The sequence below is a fragment of the Arthrobacter sp. NPDC080086 genome (genome assembly GCF_040702285.1).
Genome location: NZ_JBFBKP010000012.1, coordinates 59,360 through 73,640, shown reverse-complemented (window position 1 = coordinate 73,640; position 14,281 = coordinate 59,360). Strand labels below are relative to the sequence as shown.

Below are 14,281 nucleotides of genomic sequence, written 5' to 3'. Positions count from 1 at the left end.
AAGCTCGCCCTCATCGTCTGGGCCGCCGACATCCTGACCCGCAAGCAGAAGCTCCTCGGCCAGTGGAAACACGCCGTCGTCCCCCTGCTGCCCGTGGGAGGCATCATCATGGGCCTCGTCGCCCTGGGCCACGACCTCGGCACCACCATGATTGTCATGCTCATCCTCGCCGCCACCCTGTACTACGGCCAGGTGCCCATGAAAGTGATCTACATATCAGGAGGCGCATCAGCTGTCGCGGCGCTGATCCTCGCCGCCACCAGCGGCAACCGCATGGGCCGGATCTCGTCCTGGCTCGGGGGCGGCTCCGCCGATGACTCGCAAGGGCTCGGGTATCAGGCGCTGAACGGCCAGTACGCCCTGGCCTCCGGCGGCTGGTTCGGCACCGGCCTGGGCCAGAGCCGGCAGAAGTGGAACTGGATCCCGGAGGCGCACAACGACTTCATCTTCACCATCCTGGGTGAGGAACTCGGGTTCGCCGGCACCCTGCTGGTGCTGGCACTCTTCGCCGTGCTCGCCGTCGCGATCTTCAAGACCATCGCCCGGACCGAAGGGACCTTCGCCCGGGTCCTCTCCTGCAGCGTCGTCACCTGGATCATCGGACAGGCCGTCATCAACATCGCCATGGTCAGCGGGCTGCTCCCGGTGATCGGCGTGCCCCTGCCGTTCATCTCCTACGGCGGCTCCGCGATGGTGTCCTCCCTCGCCGGCATCGGCATGATCCTCGCCGTCACCAGAAACCCTCACACCGTTTCGCCTGAACCCGGCCCTCTCGCGCCCGCCCAACGGGGTGCGAAGGCCAAAAAATGACATCTAAAAGGGAAAATACGGAAATGACTGATATGCGCGCGTCCACCGACCCCGAACTGAACTTCGACACCTCGGCACACCACTCCAGGCTCCGGGTGGCAGTAATGATCGTTGTCGGATTGGTGACCGCCCTCGCGGTCGGACTGTTGAAGTCCTGGACCTACGCCCCTGCCGTGGGCTGGGCCGTGGCCTCGCTGACCTACCTGGTCTGGGTGTGGGCCGTCATCGGGCGGCTCCAGTCAGCTGCCACAGCCGCCCACGCGCGGCGCGAAGATCCGGGACGTGCGGGCTCGGATGCCTTGGTCCTCACGGCCACCATCGCCAGCTTCGCCGGGGTAGCTCTGATCCTGATGGATGCCGCCGATGCCCAGGGGGGCACCAAGGCTGCCGTCATTGCCATGGCCCTCGCGAGTGTGGCGCTCTCATGGTTCCTCGTCCACACTCTTTTCACGCTCCGGTACGCCTCCATCTACTATCGTGACAAGGCGGGGGTTGACTTCAACGAGACTAAACAGCCCCGGTACGCGGATTTCGCCTACCTCGCCTTTACTGTCGGCATGACCTTCCAGGTCTCCGACACTGACCTGAACAGCGATGCAATCCGCACTACGGTGCTCCGTCAGGCGCTCCTGTCCTATCTTCTGGGCGCAATTGTCCTCGCGACCACCATCAACCTTGTGTCCGGGCTGATCCACTAAGAACTGCTGCGCCATCCGATCGGCCCACATACAACCTGCTGCCCTTTTTAGGGGGCTGGAAATGCGCGAAGTCCCACGAGAGGTGGCAACGAAGCTGTCGAGGATCGGACCGATGGCCGGCAATGCGGGGAGTGGTGCAACAGACCGTGGGGGAAAGAGCATGCTCGCAGGGCTCGCATCCAAGCGGTCGTCCGCTGGCGCGGCCGGCTGTTGGGTCCAGTGCCTTGCGTCGCAGAGCTCCGGCTGCCCTGGCCCTGTTCTGACGTCTTCGACGTTTTTTGGCTGCTGTCCTTCGGATCGTACGTGCCCGCTCCGGCCCGTCTAGCCCCTTCGTTCCTCCGGGGCCTGCGGTGCAGGAATTTCCCTCCGGCGCTCCTTCGTCGCTTATTTCCTCCGGGAATTTCCCGCACCTTGCCTTCGGTAGACAGGCCTCCGTCGGGCACAGCTCCGCAAGCTCCGCCAGCAGCCAAAAAACAACGGGGGGAGAGGGGGAGCTGGTCGGTCACCTGAGCCGCCCCACCCACCGGATCCTCTGCAAAAGGAGCAACACCATGAACGAGAAGCTGAACCTCAATGGCCCCGCCGACCTGATCGCCGCCGTCCCGCACCTGCTGGGCACCACGCCCACAGAGTCGTTCGTCGTCCTCACCGCCCGGGCGGGCGCACTGGGCGCGACCCTGCGGGTAGACGCCCCGGAGTACACCGAACCGGTGGCCTACGCACAGACCCTGACCAGCCACGCGGCCAACGACGAGGAAGCGACCGCGTCCTACGTCATCGTCTACACCGACGAAGACCCGGACGGCTACCCCTACGCCGCGCACGTCGCGGCCCTGGTCAACGAACTCGCAGCGGCCCGGATGCCCGTGCGAAACGTCTGGCTCGTCACCTCGACCCACTGGGCCGAATTCGGCACCGACGAGAACCACCCGCTGGACGAGATAACCGACAGCCAGGCCAACGCCGCCCTGACCTACCTGGGCAGCGCCACCGACATCGACGTCTACAACCCCGCCCTGCTGGGAACCTGGGCGCTGCGCGTCGAAGCCCCCGAAGGCACCGAGGCCCAGACCGAGGCAGCGTGCGAGGCGTGGGCAGTGCTGCTGGACGGCACCGCGACCCCGGACGGCCAAAGCGCCCGGGACCTCGCGGCCGCGTTCCAGAACAAGTTCATCCGGGACTTCATGTTCCGGGAGACCATCACCACCCACAACGGCAGCTTCGCTGACGTTATGCTCGGCAAATTCACCGGCCGCCCCGACTGGGACCGCATCGACCGCGCCGAAGCAATGGCCTTCGAACTGATGAAAGCAGTCCCGGCAGGCCAGCGGGCCCCCATGCTGACCCTGATGGGCTGGCTGGAATGGCTCAAAGGCAACGCTACCGGCGCCATCCGCTACCTCAAGCACGCCGCCAACGACGTCCCCGGCTTCCGGCTCGCGGTCCTCCTGCAGGAACTGATCAACCGCGGCACCATCGCCGAAGTCGCCCGGAACGTCGAAACCTCCTACAAGCGCCGCATGATCTAGGCACGAAACAAGGACGGCCCTGGGATCGAATGACCCGGGCCGTCCTTTTGCGCTCCTCCGGCCGCCCATACGCTCGCGCGGGCGCAGCCACCGGATCCAGGAATCAGACACAGATCCCGGCTAAAGTGGAGGGACGAACACGGCACCAACGCGGGGGAGCGCCACCATGAGCCACGAATTCACCATGACCAAGGACGACGCCCGGCCCGCCAACCCCAGCCTGGCCGAGGACACCCTGGAACTCAGCCTGCTCACCGCCGGCGAAAAGATCGGCCCGGTCGATACCGAATGGGCCCAGGAACACCACAACTTCTAACGACCAGGCAGCGAGACGCTGCCCCACAGATTTCCTTTGCAGAGGGAAAACAGAAGGCGCCGGCACGAGCAATCGTGTCGGCGCCTTCGCTTTTAAAACCCTCGTGCCCGCAACGCCCACAGCGCCGCGGCCACCGCGCCGTTCAGGCCGGCCACGAACAGGTCGCCGGCCAAAGGCCGGCCCACAGCCAGATCGACAGCAACCAGGGCCAGTGCCCCCACAAAGGCCACGGTGAAGACCACCGCCAGCGCCAGCGGCCACCGCTGCCGGGGCCGATGCGCGGGCGAATGTCCCAGGTCTACGTTGCCCATGCCCCCAGCGTAGAACTAAAGACCAGATCGGTCGTCCGCTGGCGCGGCCGGCTGTTGGGTCCAGTGCCTTGCGTCGCAGAGCTCCGGCTGCCCTGGCCTGTACCTTGCGTCTTCGACGTTTTTTGGCTGCTGTCCTTCGGATCGTACGTGCCCGCTCCAGCCCGTCTAGCCCCTGTCGTTCCTCCGGGGCCTGCGGTGCGGGAATTTCCCTCCGGCGCTCCTTCGTCGCTTATTTCCTTGAGGGAATTTCCTGCCCCTTGCCTTCGGTAGACAGGCCTCCGTCGGGCACAGCTCCGCAAGCTCCGCCAGCAGCCAAAAAACAACGGGGGAAAGGGGACGCTGGCCGGTCACCTGAGCCGCCCCACCCACCGAATCCTTGGGCAAAAAGGAGCAACACCATGACCACCAACCCGACCCTCGAAATGCTCGACCCCGCCACCCTGACCGTCGACATCAACGTCCGCAAAGACGCGGCCCTGACCGCCGACTTCATCGTCAGCATCAAAGAACACGGCGTCATGGAACCGGTCATCGCCCACCGCAAGGAGGACGGCACCGTGCACGTCCTGATGGGCCAGCGCCGCACCCGCGCCGCCGTCGAAGCCGCCCGGACCCTGATTCCGGTGATGATCATCGAATCCCCCGAGGAGGCCGAACGCATCGTGACCCAGGTCGTGGAGAACATCCAGCGCACCGAGCTGACCGAAGCGGACGAAGCAGACGCCTACCACCAGCTGTCCCTTATCGGCATCTCGGCCGCCACGATCGCCAAGAAGACCGGACGGACCAAAACCACCGTCGAGGGCGCACTGAAGGCTAAAGCCTCCGACGCCGGAGCCGCCGCCCTGGGCAAGGGCTACACCATCGATGAAGCGCTCATCATGGCCGAATTTGAAGGCGACGAAGACGCCACCGAGGAATTGGAGTCCGTGCTCGCGGACGAAGCCGACCAGCTCCTGCACGTCGCACAGCTCCTGCGCGACCGCCGGGCCAGCGAAGCCGCACGCGCCGCGCTCGTTGTCGAGCTCGAGGCGGCGGGAAAGACCATCGTGGAGGCCGCCGGGTACTACGACGAGGACGAGAACCTGTACGTCAGCGCCGCCAAGCGTGCCGACGGGGAAGCGGCCACCGACGAGGACGCCAACGCCTACAGAATCAGCACCGACTACCGGGGAAAGCACAACGCCGAACCCGTCATCACCGGCTGGAAAGAGCTGGGCTTCGTGTCGAGGTACAAGCGGTACGACGGCGGCACCCAGGCCCAGAAGGGGCCGATGACCGATGACCAGAAAGCCGAGCGCAAGACCCTGATCGCGAGCAACCGCGAGATGGAGAGCGCGACCAAAGTCCGCCGCGAGTTCATCAAGACCCTCCTGTCACGCAAGACCGCGCCGAAGGGCTGGCAGTACTTCACCGTCCACGCCATCACCCACTACTCCGAGACCGCCAGCGGCTACGACGGCAAGGTTGCCAGCGAAATGCTCGGGACCAAGACCGGCGAGGACACCGACCGGTGGGGCTGGAACCCGCTCCGGGACCACACCGACAAAACCACCGCACGGCCCGAGTTCTCCCTGATCGCCCTCATCTGCGCCGGATACGAGAAGACCATCCAGAAAGACTCATGGCGCTCCGCCGAGAAGCGGCACTTCGACTACCTGAACCAGCTCACCCAGTGGGGGTACACGGCCAGTGCCGTGGAGCAGATCATCATTGACAAGCACACCACCGAGGGCGAATAGTCCGGCTTAGGCCGGGTGACTGAAACCCCCAATGCAGAAGCCAGGCCCTTCCACCCGAAAGGGTGGAAGGCCGGGCGGCTGGATCGTCCCCTTATCGCAACTGCCCGGCCACTGACCCCAACAGGGGCGAGGAACCTCCCGCACGTCGGGCGGTCCGCCGCCCAGGGCGAACCACAGCGGCCACTCACCAGCGACGGACCGCCATTTGCCGCGACCACGCAGCCGTCCATTCACCAGCCGCGCGACAGTGAACGAAGTTGTACCAGGCTGCGGCGGCGCTGCCCGCACGGCAATATCAACCGCCTCCAGAGTAGGTGTTGGTTGATGGCCAGCGCATGCAACGAATAGTGGATCGTCGAAGAGTCTTGGGTTGTTCACGTCATCGGCCTCAACAGACGGTCGCGCGTGATGTGTTCGCCTCTAACGGGACCAGATGGCGAAATCGCCGAACGGTGGGGGATTCGAGATAGTCTGAGGCCCCTGATCTAATGACTTAGGGTCGGCGCCACTCCTGCTTCGCGCTAGAGGTCGGTCCGCGTCGCGTTTAATCGGAGCTCGGGCCGGATGGCCTCAGCGATTTACCATTTGAAGGAAAAACTCCATGGACGGCTTACAAGACCTTGAGCTACTTAGCGTCGAGCAGCTGATTGAAATCATCCAGGAGAAGACCGGCGCAGGCGTAAATCTCTCGTTTACTGGCAAGCAGCAAGCACGGCGAATTTCTCGTTTAGTCCGGCCAAAAGTGCAGCGGAGGGTTGCAGGGCTCTCTGAAGGCAGTCCGGAAGATCAGTCGGATAATTTGCTTTTGGAGGGCGATAACCTTCAGGCCCTGGCATCGCTGTATCGGTGGCGAGGGCAGGTCGACTTGATTGTCACCGATCCTCCTTATAACACTGGCAACGACTTCAGGTACAACGACAGATGGGACGAGAATCCAAACGACCCCGGCCTCGGCGATTTCGTCAGTTACGAGGATCCGGCCCGTCACACCAAGTGGATGAAGTTTATGTATCCGCGCTTGCAGATGATGCACTCAATGCTGAAGCAATCCGGGGTCCTCGCCATCTGTATCGACCACCGGGAGTTATTCCATCTGGGTCAGATGCTCGATGAACTTTTTGGCGAAAAGAACCGGCTGGCCATCATTAACTGGCAAAAGGCATATGCGCCTAAGAGCCACGACGGTAACGTCTCCACAGCCACGGAGTATGTGCTCGTGTACGCGCGCAATGCTGAGTACGTGAAGACCGGGTTGTTGGAGCGCGGGGCTTCTACCGACGCGAAATACAGGAATCCTGACAACGACCTTCAGGGACTCTGGCGAGTAGATAACGCCACCGCCATGGGTGCTTCAACCCATGCCGGCCAGGTGTATGGGATACAGAACCCCTTCACAGGCGAGGTGCAATACCCGCCTGAAGGCCGCTGCTGGGCCGCTAGCAGGGCGCGTATGAAGAAATGGCTGGAGGAATGGGGTTCCCAGTACCAGACAGTAGACCTGCATGACCATGCCCCGTCCCCGGCCCTTGTGCTCAAAGGCATGAGAGCGGACGGCAGTATTGAACCCAGCGTCCTTGAGCGGGCCAGGATTGCCGCCGAAAAGGTCCGGGACAACGAAGTTTGGCCCGAGTTGTGGTTTGGAAAAGAGGGTCACGGGCGTCCAAACCGGAAGCGCTACCTTGAAAAGGTCAAGAAGGGGATAGTCCCCATGACGTATTGGGCGGACGTGGATTTTGATGCCATGCCCGAAGAGCTCGGTTCGGTTTCTTGGGAACATGAAACTGTGGGACACAGCCAGACTGGTATTCGTGAACTCGATGCAGTGGTTGGGAAGGGTCACAGCTTTGAGACTGTGAAACCTCTCATGCTCATGCAGCAGATCATCCAACTCTGGTGCCCTCCGGACGGGCTCATTATGGATCCGTTCGCAGGATCAGGCACAACGGGTCATGCTGTGCTCGCACTTAATGCGACTACCGGGGCGGACAGAAGGTTCATTCTTATAGAACAGGGCCGGCCGCTAAAGGGCGATTCCTATGCCAGGACGCTTACGGCAGAAAGACTGAAGCGCGTCATAACTGGGGATTGGGCCAATGGGAAGGGCCAACCGCTGGGTGGCGGATTCGCTTTCAAGACGCTTACCAAAACGGTGGACGCCAAGGCCGTCCTTCGGATGGAACGTGACGAGATGCTGGATACCGTCATAGCCTCGCATCACGACTCGGGCCGCCGACGTGGGACATCCTTGGTTCCGTATGAGGACCCGAACTATCAGTATCTGGTCGCCCGAAACGGAGATCGGCATGGTTTCTACCTGGTGTGGGATGGCCCCGATGGCAATACCGACCTCACCGAAGAAGTCTACGAAGCGTGTGTGGCGGAAGGCAGCCGAGCAAAATTGGAGCCGATATACAACGTCTATGCGAGGTACAACTTGTTCGGGACCGAGGATGTGAGGTTTTACAGGATTCCTGACCAGATACTAATCGACTTCGGATTGGATATGAGGACCGAGGCTTACACGGACCAGGGAGCAGCGCAGTGATAGATCTTTTCCAGTTCCAACGCCAGGCGTCCTCGCAGATCGCAGACCGGTTTCTTGAATATCAGGGTAACGAGGTTCTAAAGGGTACGAAAAATAATCCGCAGTCAGTACCGTTTTTTCAATCCCTGGCGGCGCTTACGGGTGCTGGTAAGACGGTTATTCTGGCCGATGCTGTAAGGCAGATGGCCGCCCCCCTTACTGTTGCCCCCATCATCCTGTGGCTCTCCAAGGGTCGCGTCGTCGTTGAACAGAGCTATGCGAACCTCTCCAATGGCGGCAAATACAATCATCTGCTTGGCGGCGCAACGGTCAGGCTGCTCAGTGAATACGACCCTGCAGACGTGGAAGTGGCGGACGAGCCCTCAGTCTTCTTCGCAACAGTCGGCACCTTCAATCAAAAGGACATGGAAGGTGGCAACCGCAACATTTTCAAGGCCGATATCGACACCACTGGAACGTCGACCTGGGCTGCTCTGGCAGAACGCAAGAACTCGGACGGCGTCCGAAGGCCGCTGTTCGTTGTCTATGACGAAGCACAAAACCTTTCCGAGCAACAGACGGACCTTCTGTTAACGCAACAGCCTGACGCCTTCCTGCTGGCCAGCGCGACGATGCGCCTGCCCCAGCTGATGGTCCAAGAGATCGACCACCTAAGAAGATCGGGCAGGAGCGATGAATGGCTTGTCACTTCCGTGCAGTCGACAACTGTGGTTTCTCAAGGGCTCGTAAAAAGTACGATTCTACTGGCTGGCTACAAAAGCCCCATGGAGGAGACCATTACGGCCATGTTGGCCGACATGCGGGAGGCTGAGAAGGACGCCCTTGAATACGGCATTGATACCTTGCCGAAGGCGATTTACGTCAGTAAAACCAACGTTTTGGCCGACGATGCCTTCCGTAAAGACAACCCACAGCAGCCATTTGGACAGAGGCAGGCCCCGCCGATCCTGATCTGGCGATACCTCACCGAACAGTGTGGCGTCGACGCAAGTGAGATCGCCGTGTACTCGAACCTCGATGTCCATAAGAACTACCCGCTTCCTCCTGAATTCATCCTCTTTGGGGGAGGCGAAAAGGACTATGCCGACTTCACTGCCGGCAAGTATCGACACATCATCTTCAACCTGACCCTGCAGGAGGGGTGGGACGATCCTGACGTCTACTTCGCATACGTCGATAAGGCGATGGAATCCAATGTGCAGATCACGCAGGTTATCGGACGGGTTCTGAGGCAACCCGGGGCAAGTCATTACGCGCCCGAGCGATTGAATACAGCACATTTCTATGTCCGCGTAGATCGCAATGAAACGTTCAGCGATGTGCTGAGCGAGGTCGATTCAAGGCTCGGTCAAGATGCCCCCGAGATCAGAATTATTGCCGCCGCTCCTGGCTCCAGCAGGCCAAGGGAACTAAAGCCGAAGCTGCGTAGGGAGATACCCCGGACGGCCCTAAGCTCCCAAGACGCGGTTTTACCCGTCGAAACTCTTTTGTCGAAAATGCTTGACTACAGCGACTCGGTCAAGAACACGACCGGGATCGGCAGCCGGCAGCTCGTATACCAGACAGTAGGGGCTGGCACTCAAACCGTGCAGGATTGGGAAGACTACGAGGAGTCAAACAAGGTATCAGCGCGCTGGATCTTCCACCGGGAAGTGCTTCGTCTCTTTCCGCGTGCCCTCGATGTAGCCAGCACAGCAGACGAACGGTTTGATGTTTCTATCGGAGTGGGCAGCAAAGCGTTCGATCAAATCAAAGACCTAGCTCGCCGCGTAGTACAGGCATACGTTGAGAACGTCCACCTTGTGCAGCGCAAGCCAAACCCCTTCGTCGTTGGTCCCATACTGATCAGGGACGGGGAGTTTGAGAAGTTCACGAATGCCCTGCATGGGGGCTACGAGGATCTGAATGACCTCGAACGTGCATACGCGCGCGCTTTAGACAAGACCGGGAACACCTGGTTCCGCAACCCCCCGCGTAGCGGGTATGGCATCCCCTTGGTGTCAGTAGGGGACACCTCAAACTTTTATCCAGACTTTGTTGTTTGGACTGCGGAGAGCGTCATCTGTGTGGATACCAAAGCACCCCACATCCTGCAGGGCGAGGCCGGACGAAAACTGCTCACGGTACAGTCGCGGAACGATACGACTGCCAGCCTTAAAATCAGGTTTGCGACGCCAGGGGAGTTTAACTCGGCCTTTGAGAAGCTGAGTAACGATGGCTGCACGCTTTGGGGGCTGAAGTCCGATGGAAGCAGACGTGCGCAGCATTTCCCTACGATTGATTCCGCGGTGGCATACATGGTGGGCTAGAGCAGGTGAGCCCTCTCTCACCAAAATCAACAGCCAAGGCCTTCGGCATTGTCCGTACTTTCCGTCGTCATCGGTCGGCGCCTTTATAACGACAAGTCTCGTGGCCATCCTGTGGCACCCAATCGACGAGAGGACATCGTCAACTGCGTGGACGCAGCGGGCCGGAACACTAGCGTGTTCTTCCCGCATCAGACCGAACGATCGCTCCTAATCAACGCCTCCGTAGTGGCAACCTTCGCAATCGTCGTGACCCGATCGGCAGGAGGAGCGAAGGTGAACCTCGAGTTTGAAATAGTGTGGAGTCTTAGACTGGCGTTGGCATGGGGGAGCAGCACCGCGAATTCGAGCGAAGGAATCCCATTGGCCCGCAAAGTTCATGTTCAGCTGATCGACGACATCTCGGGCGAAGACGCCCAGGAATCCGTTCGTTTCGCCCTCGACGATGTCGAGTACGAAATTGACCTGGCGGAAGATAACGCGGCCGCGCTGCGGAAAGCGCTGGCCCCCTACGTCGCCGGTGGCCGCCGAATCCGCAGCTCTTCAGCCGGTCTGAAAACCACCGCCAGCACCTCCAACCGGGGACAGACGCAGCGGATCCGGGAGTGGGCCGAGGCAAACGGGTACAACCCCAGCGCCAGGGGCCGCATCAGCCAGGACATCATGGAGGCATACAACGACGCCCACTAGACCGCCGGCGAGTTAAAGCGGTGGCCGTTCCTGCTTTCGGTCTTTCCCTGACGCGCTTTGTATTACATCGCGGACAATCTCATAAACGGTCCGGCCCGTCTCTTTGCTCCGTTGATCTATGAGGGCATAGGCATCTTCGGCACTGACTCCGGTACGCCCCATGAGTATTCCTTTAGCTTGCTCGATGGGGGCTGTACTCGCGACGGTCGCCGCTATGGCTTCAGTAGCCAGCTGGTGACGTTCCTTGTGGATGGCAGCGGTGACGTCAACGACCACACCCCATACCCCTACAGGTGTGTCCCCGTCCACGATGTAGTCGGCAGAGTAAAGCAGTCTGCGCTTCCGGCCCTTGCGGTCCTGGATGGGTACGTAAATGGAGGACGGCCCGCCATGGGTGGACACGTGCTCCCAATAGGCCTGGACTTTGGGTCGGTCTGCGGGCTCGATGTGGGGCATGACCATATCCATGGTGGGGACCACTTCGCCCCGCTCGTAGCCGTACATGCGGTACAACTCGTCGGACCAGCGAAAGACGCCGTCCTTGAAGTAGTACTCAACGAACCCAACGGGGCTACCGAGGAAGCCCCCGCTGGGGACGCTCCCGGGTCCGGCCCCAGGGTGATGGCTGCTGGAAGACAATCGTCGCCGTTTCTGTCATAGGACTCCGGCTCACCGCCGGGTTGGAAATATCAAGATATAGCGGCCGAAACTACTTCAAAAGCTTGAGAAACCGAGCCAACAGCAGCCGGCCGAACGCGACTTCCTAGACCGGGAAAACGGCTTCGGAACCAGGGCCGCTTCAGCCATCTGCGGTGGAGCAGGCGCTCCCTACGGCATTAAGGTCTGGGAGCGTCGATAGAACGTCGCGCGGGACATGCCGAGGTCGCGGGCAACTTGAGCCGCCGGTGCGCCGCCCTCGACCAGGCTCAAGGCACTGCGGATCTGACTGTCGGTGATCTTCCGGGGCCGGCCGCCTAGGTCCAGCCCGGCTTGCCGTCGTTTGCTGATGGAGTCCGTGACGCGTTCGCGTTTGATCTCGTGTTCCATCTGGGCGAGGGCAGCCATGACGGTGAACAGCATTGAGCCCATCGGCGTCGAGGTATCGACGTCGCCCCCTCCCAGGTTCAGGACCCGGAGGCCGGCGCCGCGGCTCCGGAGAGCATCGGCGAAGGCGAGCATGTTCTGCGTTGAGCGCCCGAGCCGGTCCAGCGTGGTGATGACAAGGGTGTCACCCTCGACCAGGGCCTCTAGTGCCCGGTCGAACTGCGGCCGCGATGACCGGGCGCCGGAGACACCGTGGTCGATATAGAGGTCATCCCGTCTGACGTCGGCGGCCAAAAGGTCTGCCTCCTGCCGGTCCGTGGACTGCTGCCGCGTCGAAACGCGCGCGTAGCCGATCAATTTCGCCATACCGGCTCCCAAGGTGTCTCATAACTAACGTTTAGTACACCGATTCAACCAGATGGTTTCGAGACGTAGTTATGAGAATCGCCGCGGCCGAGAAATTTCCCCAGATCCCGCGAAATGTTGGCCGTCATTGCCGTTGCTCTGACCAGGTCCAGTGAGACGTCTCGAATCCCAAGGGTTTTGAGACGCCGCGGTGTTCAGCGTTAGCGCACCTTCACCGGGCGGTTTGCGGGAGGGGTCTACGGGACACTATGAATCGGGGTCCGCAATGCCGCCCGTCAGAGCCGGGTTCTCGCAAATGGCGACCCGCCATCGGGTGCCGGCAGTGGCGGCGTCTCCGCTGGGGTGCGTCCACGTTGTGGGAATTATTGACCGAATAATGGACGCATCATCGAGCCTGCACGTCATGGACGACAGCCCGATACCCCAGGAAGATCTTCCGCCCTCCGCAGCGTTCTGGTGGGGTTTTGCGTGCGTGGCCGCGTGGTGTACCTGGTGCATCGGAGGACACTGTACTTACTGGGAAGAAAACTGCTGTACTGGCTAACGAGGCCCGCAGTGCCGGTGGTCGGAGCTCAATTTGGCGCCGACCACCACAGCGCCTCCGAATCAAGGAAATGACACAATGACCGCTTCGCACAACCACACTGACTCACCCAATTTGGTCCCAGGTATCGCTCAAGCCGCCATCTTCATGACGGGGGCTGTCGTCTACGGCATTATGACCGTTTCGGCCGGAAGCCCCCTCCTGTGGGCGCTCTATCTTGTTCTCCTTGCATCAGCCGCGGCCCTATCCGTAGGGGTGTTGCGGTTCCGGATCAAGCGAGAACAGAAGCCTCGATGGATTATCCCGTTGGCGTCTGCCGCTCTCATCGTCGCCGTCATTTTCGGCGCCGCACACACCGCGATTGGCCACTAGAACCCGGATCTCAAAGGGCAGTGGGAAGCCTCCGTCTTCAGTTCCAACCGAATAACGTCCGTTTGGGGATCCCTGTATGTACGGACAGTGAACCACCGGCCACGTCCGATCAATGTGTCTCATAACCTGAGTGCCTCGAAAGCCCAGGGTTCCGAGAGGCCGCAGGGCGTAGCACTTAGGGCACCTTCACCGGGCAGTTATTGCCCTCTTCGCTGGTCGGAGGGGGGTTGTTGGGTCTGGTTTGATCAGGTAGCCGACGCCGCGGAGGGTGTGGATCATCGGTGGTCCGGCGGCGTTGATCTTCTTCCGAAGGTAGGAAATGTAGAGCTCGACGTTGGTGCCGCTCCGGCCGGGGGTGTCGGGCCATACGTGGTCTGCGATTTCGTCTTTGCGTACGACGTTCCCTGGATTCTGCATCAGCAGCTCGAGTACCGCGCATTGAGTTTTTGTCACGGGGATACGGTGGTCACCTCTTTGGGCCAGCAGCCATCGGGGGCGAAGGTTCAGATCGCCAACTGTGAGTTTGGGGTCAGAGAGTGAGAGGGCCGCGTTGGCGTGGCGGGTAATCCAGCGCAGGCGCAACTCGGCATCTCCGGGGGTGAAGGGTGTGAGCAGGTAGTCGTCCCCGGGCTGGCTGCCCGCCGTGAGGAGGGTGGGGAGGATTTCGCGTGTGGTCAGGAACAGGAAGGGCACTCCGGGGTTCGTTTTTCGGGCCCGCGCGATGCGCGTGGCACTCGTCTCGCTGTGATCGGTGACGTCGAAGACGACAGCGGAAGGTTTCCGGTACCCGGTCCGGCCGGGGGTGGTTATTGACCATCCGGCGGCCGCGAGTTCGCCGGCTACCTCCGTTGATGCCGCGTCGTGGCCCGGGTGGATGATGAGGACCGGACCTGATGCGGCTTTCAGGCTGGCTGGGGTGGATGGCGCGGCCGGGCCCGCTGGCACAGCAGGTGTCTCGACACGTGGCAGCGTGTGGCGGGAAGACATGGGGAGCGTTCTCCAAAATGA

At 61.3% G+C, this 14,281-nt stretch carries 13 protein-coding genes; 9 read left to right on the top strand and 4 right to left on the bottom strand.

Features of this window, described 5'->3' with window-relative positions; translation table 11 throughout:
- The 4 genes from AB0305_RS07030 to AB0305_RS07015 all read left to right on the top strand — a co-directional run.
- On the top strand, positions 1–810 hold an 810-nt coding region (locus tag AB0305_RS07030; RefSeq protein WP_364138996.1), incomplete at its 5' end, for an FtsW/RodA/SpoVE family cell cycle protein.
- 23 nt (positions 811–833) lie between these two features.
- Positions 834–1,508, top strand: coding sequence for a DUF1345 domain-containing protein (locus AB0305_RS07025; protein WP_364138995.1), 675 nt, complete (start codon positions 834–836; stop codon positions 1,506–1,508).
- A gap of 551 nt (positions 1,509–2,059) precedes the next feature.
- Positions 2,060–3,037, top strand: a complete 978-nt coding sequence (locus AB0305_RS07020; protein ID WP_364138993.1) for a DUF4192 family protein — start codon at positions 2,060–2,062, stop codon at positions 3,035–3,037.
- Between the two features lie 166 nt (positions 3,038–3,203).
- Entirely contained in the window at positions 3,204–3,353 is a 150-nt protein-coding gene (locus tag AB0305_RS07015) for a hypothetical protein (RefSeq protein ID WP_364138991.1), read from the top strand.
- 92 nt (positions 3,354–3,445) lie between these two features.
- On the opposite strand, the gene AB0305_RS07010 is transcribed toward AB0305_RS07015, so the two are convergent.
- Complete coding sequence (locus AB0305_RS07010; protein WP_364138989.1) at positions 3,446–3,664, bottom strand: hypothetical protein; 219 nt, start codon at positions 3,662–3,664, stop codon at positions 3,446–3,448.
- A 398-nt stretch (positions 3,665–4,062) separates the two neighbouring features.
- Here AB0305_RS07010 and AB0305_RS07005 point away from each other — a divergent pair, with 398 nt between their 5' ends.
- From AB0305_RS07005 to AB0305_RS06990, 4 genes are all read left to right on the top strand, one after another.
- Positions 4,063–5,406 carry a ParB/RepB/Spo0J family partition protein gene (locus AB0305_RS07005; RefSeq protein WP_364138987.1) on the top strand — a complete coding sequence of 448 codons (1,344 nt, stop codon included), beginning with the start codon at positions 4,063–4,065 and terminating at the stop codon, positions 5,404–5,406.
- A 601-nt stretch (positions 5,407–6,007) separates the two neighbouring features.
- A complete protein-coding gene (locus AB0305_RS07000; protein ID WP_364138985.1) occupies positions 6,008–7,951 on the top strand; it encodes a site-specific DNA-methyltransferase in 1,944 nt (647 codons plus the stop codon).
- Positions 7,948–10,260, top strand: a complete 2,313-nt coding sequence (locus AB0305_RS06995) for a hypothetical protein (protein ID WP_364138983.1) — start codon at positions 7,948–7,950, stop codon at positions 10,258–10,260. Before AB0305_RS07000 ends, AB0305_RS06995 begins: the two co-directional genes overlap by 4 nt.
- A 273-nt stretch (positions 10,261–10,533) precedes the next feature.
- Complete coding sequence (locus AB0305_RS06990; RefSeq protein ID WP_366172252.1) at positions 10,534–10,947, top strand: Lsr2 family protein; 414 nt, start codon at positions 10,534–10,536, stop codon at positions 10,945–10,947.
- A gap of 12 nt (positions 10,948–10,959) precedes the next feature.
- Here the strand turns inward: AB0305_RS06990 and AB0305_RS06985 are convergent, their stop codons facing one another.
- Both AB0305_RS06985 and AB0305_RS06980 read right to left on the bottom strand, forming a co-directional pair.
- On the bottom strand, positions 10,960–11,586 hold the full coding sequence (locus tag AB0305_RS06985) for an ANTAR domain-containing protein (protein WP_364138980.1): 627 nt from the start codon (positions 11,584–11,586) through the stop codon (positions 10,960–10,962).
- 189 nt (positions 11,587–11,775) lie between these two features.
- Positions 11,776–12,357 carry a recombinase family protein gene (locus AB0305_RS06980; RefSeq protein ID WP_364138979.1) on the bottom strand — a complete coding sequence of 194 codons (582 nt, stop codon included), beginning with the start codon at positions 12,355–12,357 and terminating at the stop codon, positions 11,776–11,778.
- Between the two features lie 622 nt (positions 12,358–12,979).
- On the opposite strand from AB0305_RS06980, the gene AB0305_RS06975 reads away from it, so the two are divergent.
- Positions 12,980–13,273 (top strand): hypothetical protein, encoded by a 294-nt coding sequence (locus AB0305_RS06975; protein ID WP_364138978.1) that lies wholly within the window; start codon positions 12,980–12,982, stop codon positions 13,271–13,273.
- Positions 13,274–13,459: 186 nt separating this feature from the next.
- Here the strand turns inward: AB0305_RS06975 and AB0305_RS06970 are convergent, their stop codons facing one another.
- Complete coding sequence (locus AB0305_RS06970; protein WP_364138977.1) at positions 13,460–14,260, bottom strand: response regulator transcription factor; 801 nt, start codon at positions 14,258–14,260, stop codon at positions 13,460–13,462.
- Positions 14,261–14,281 lie beyond the last annotated feature (21 nt).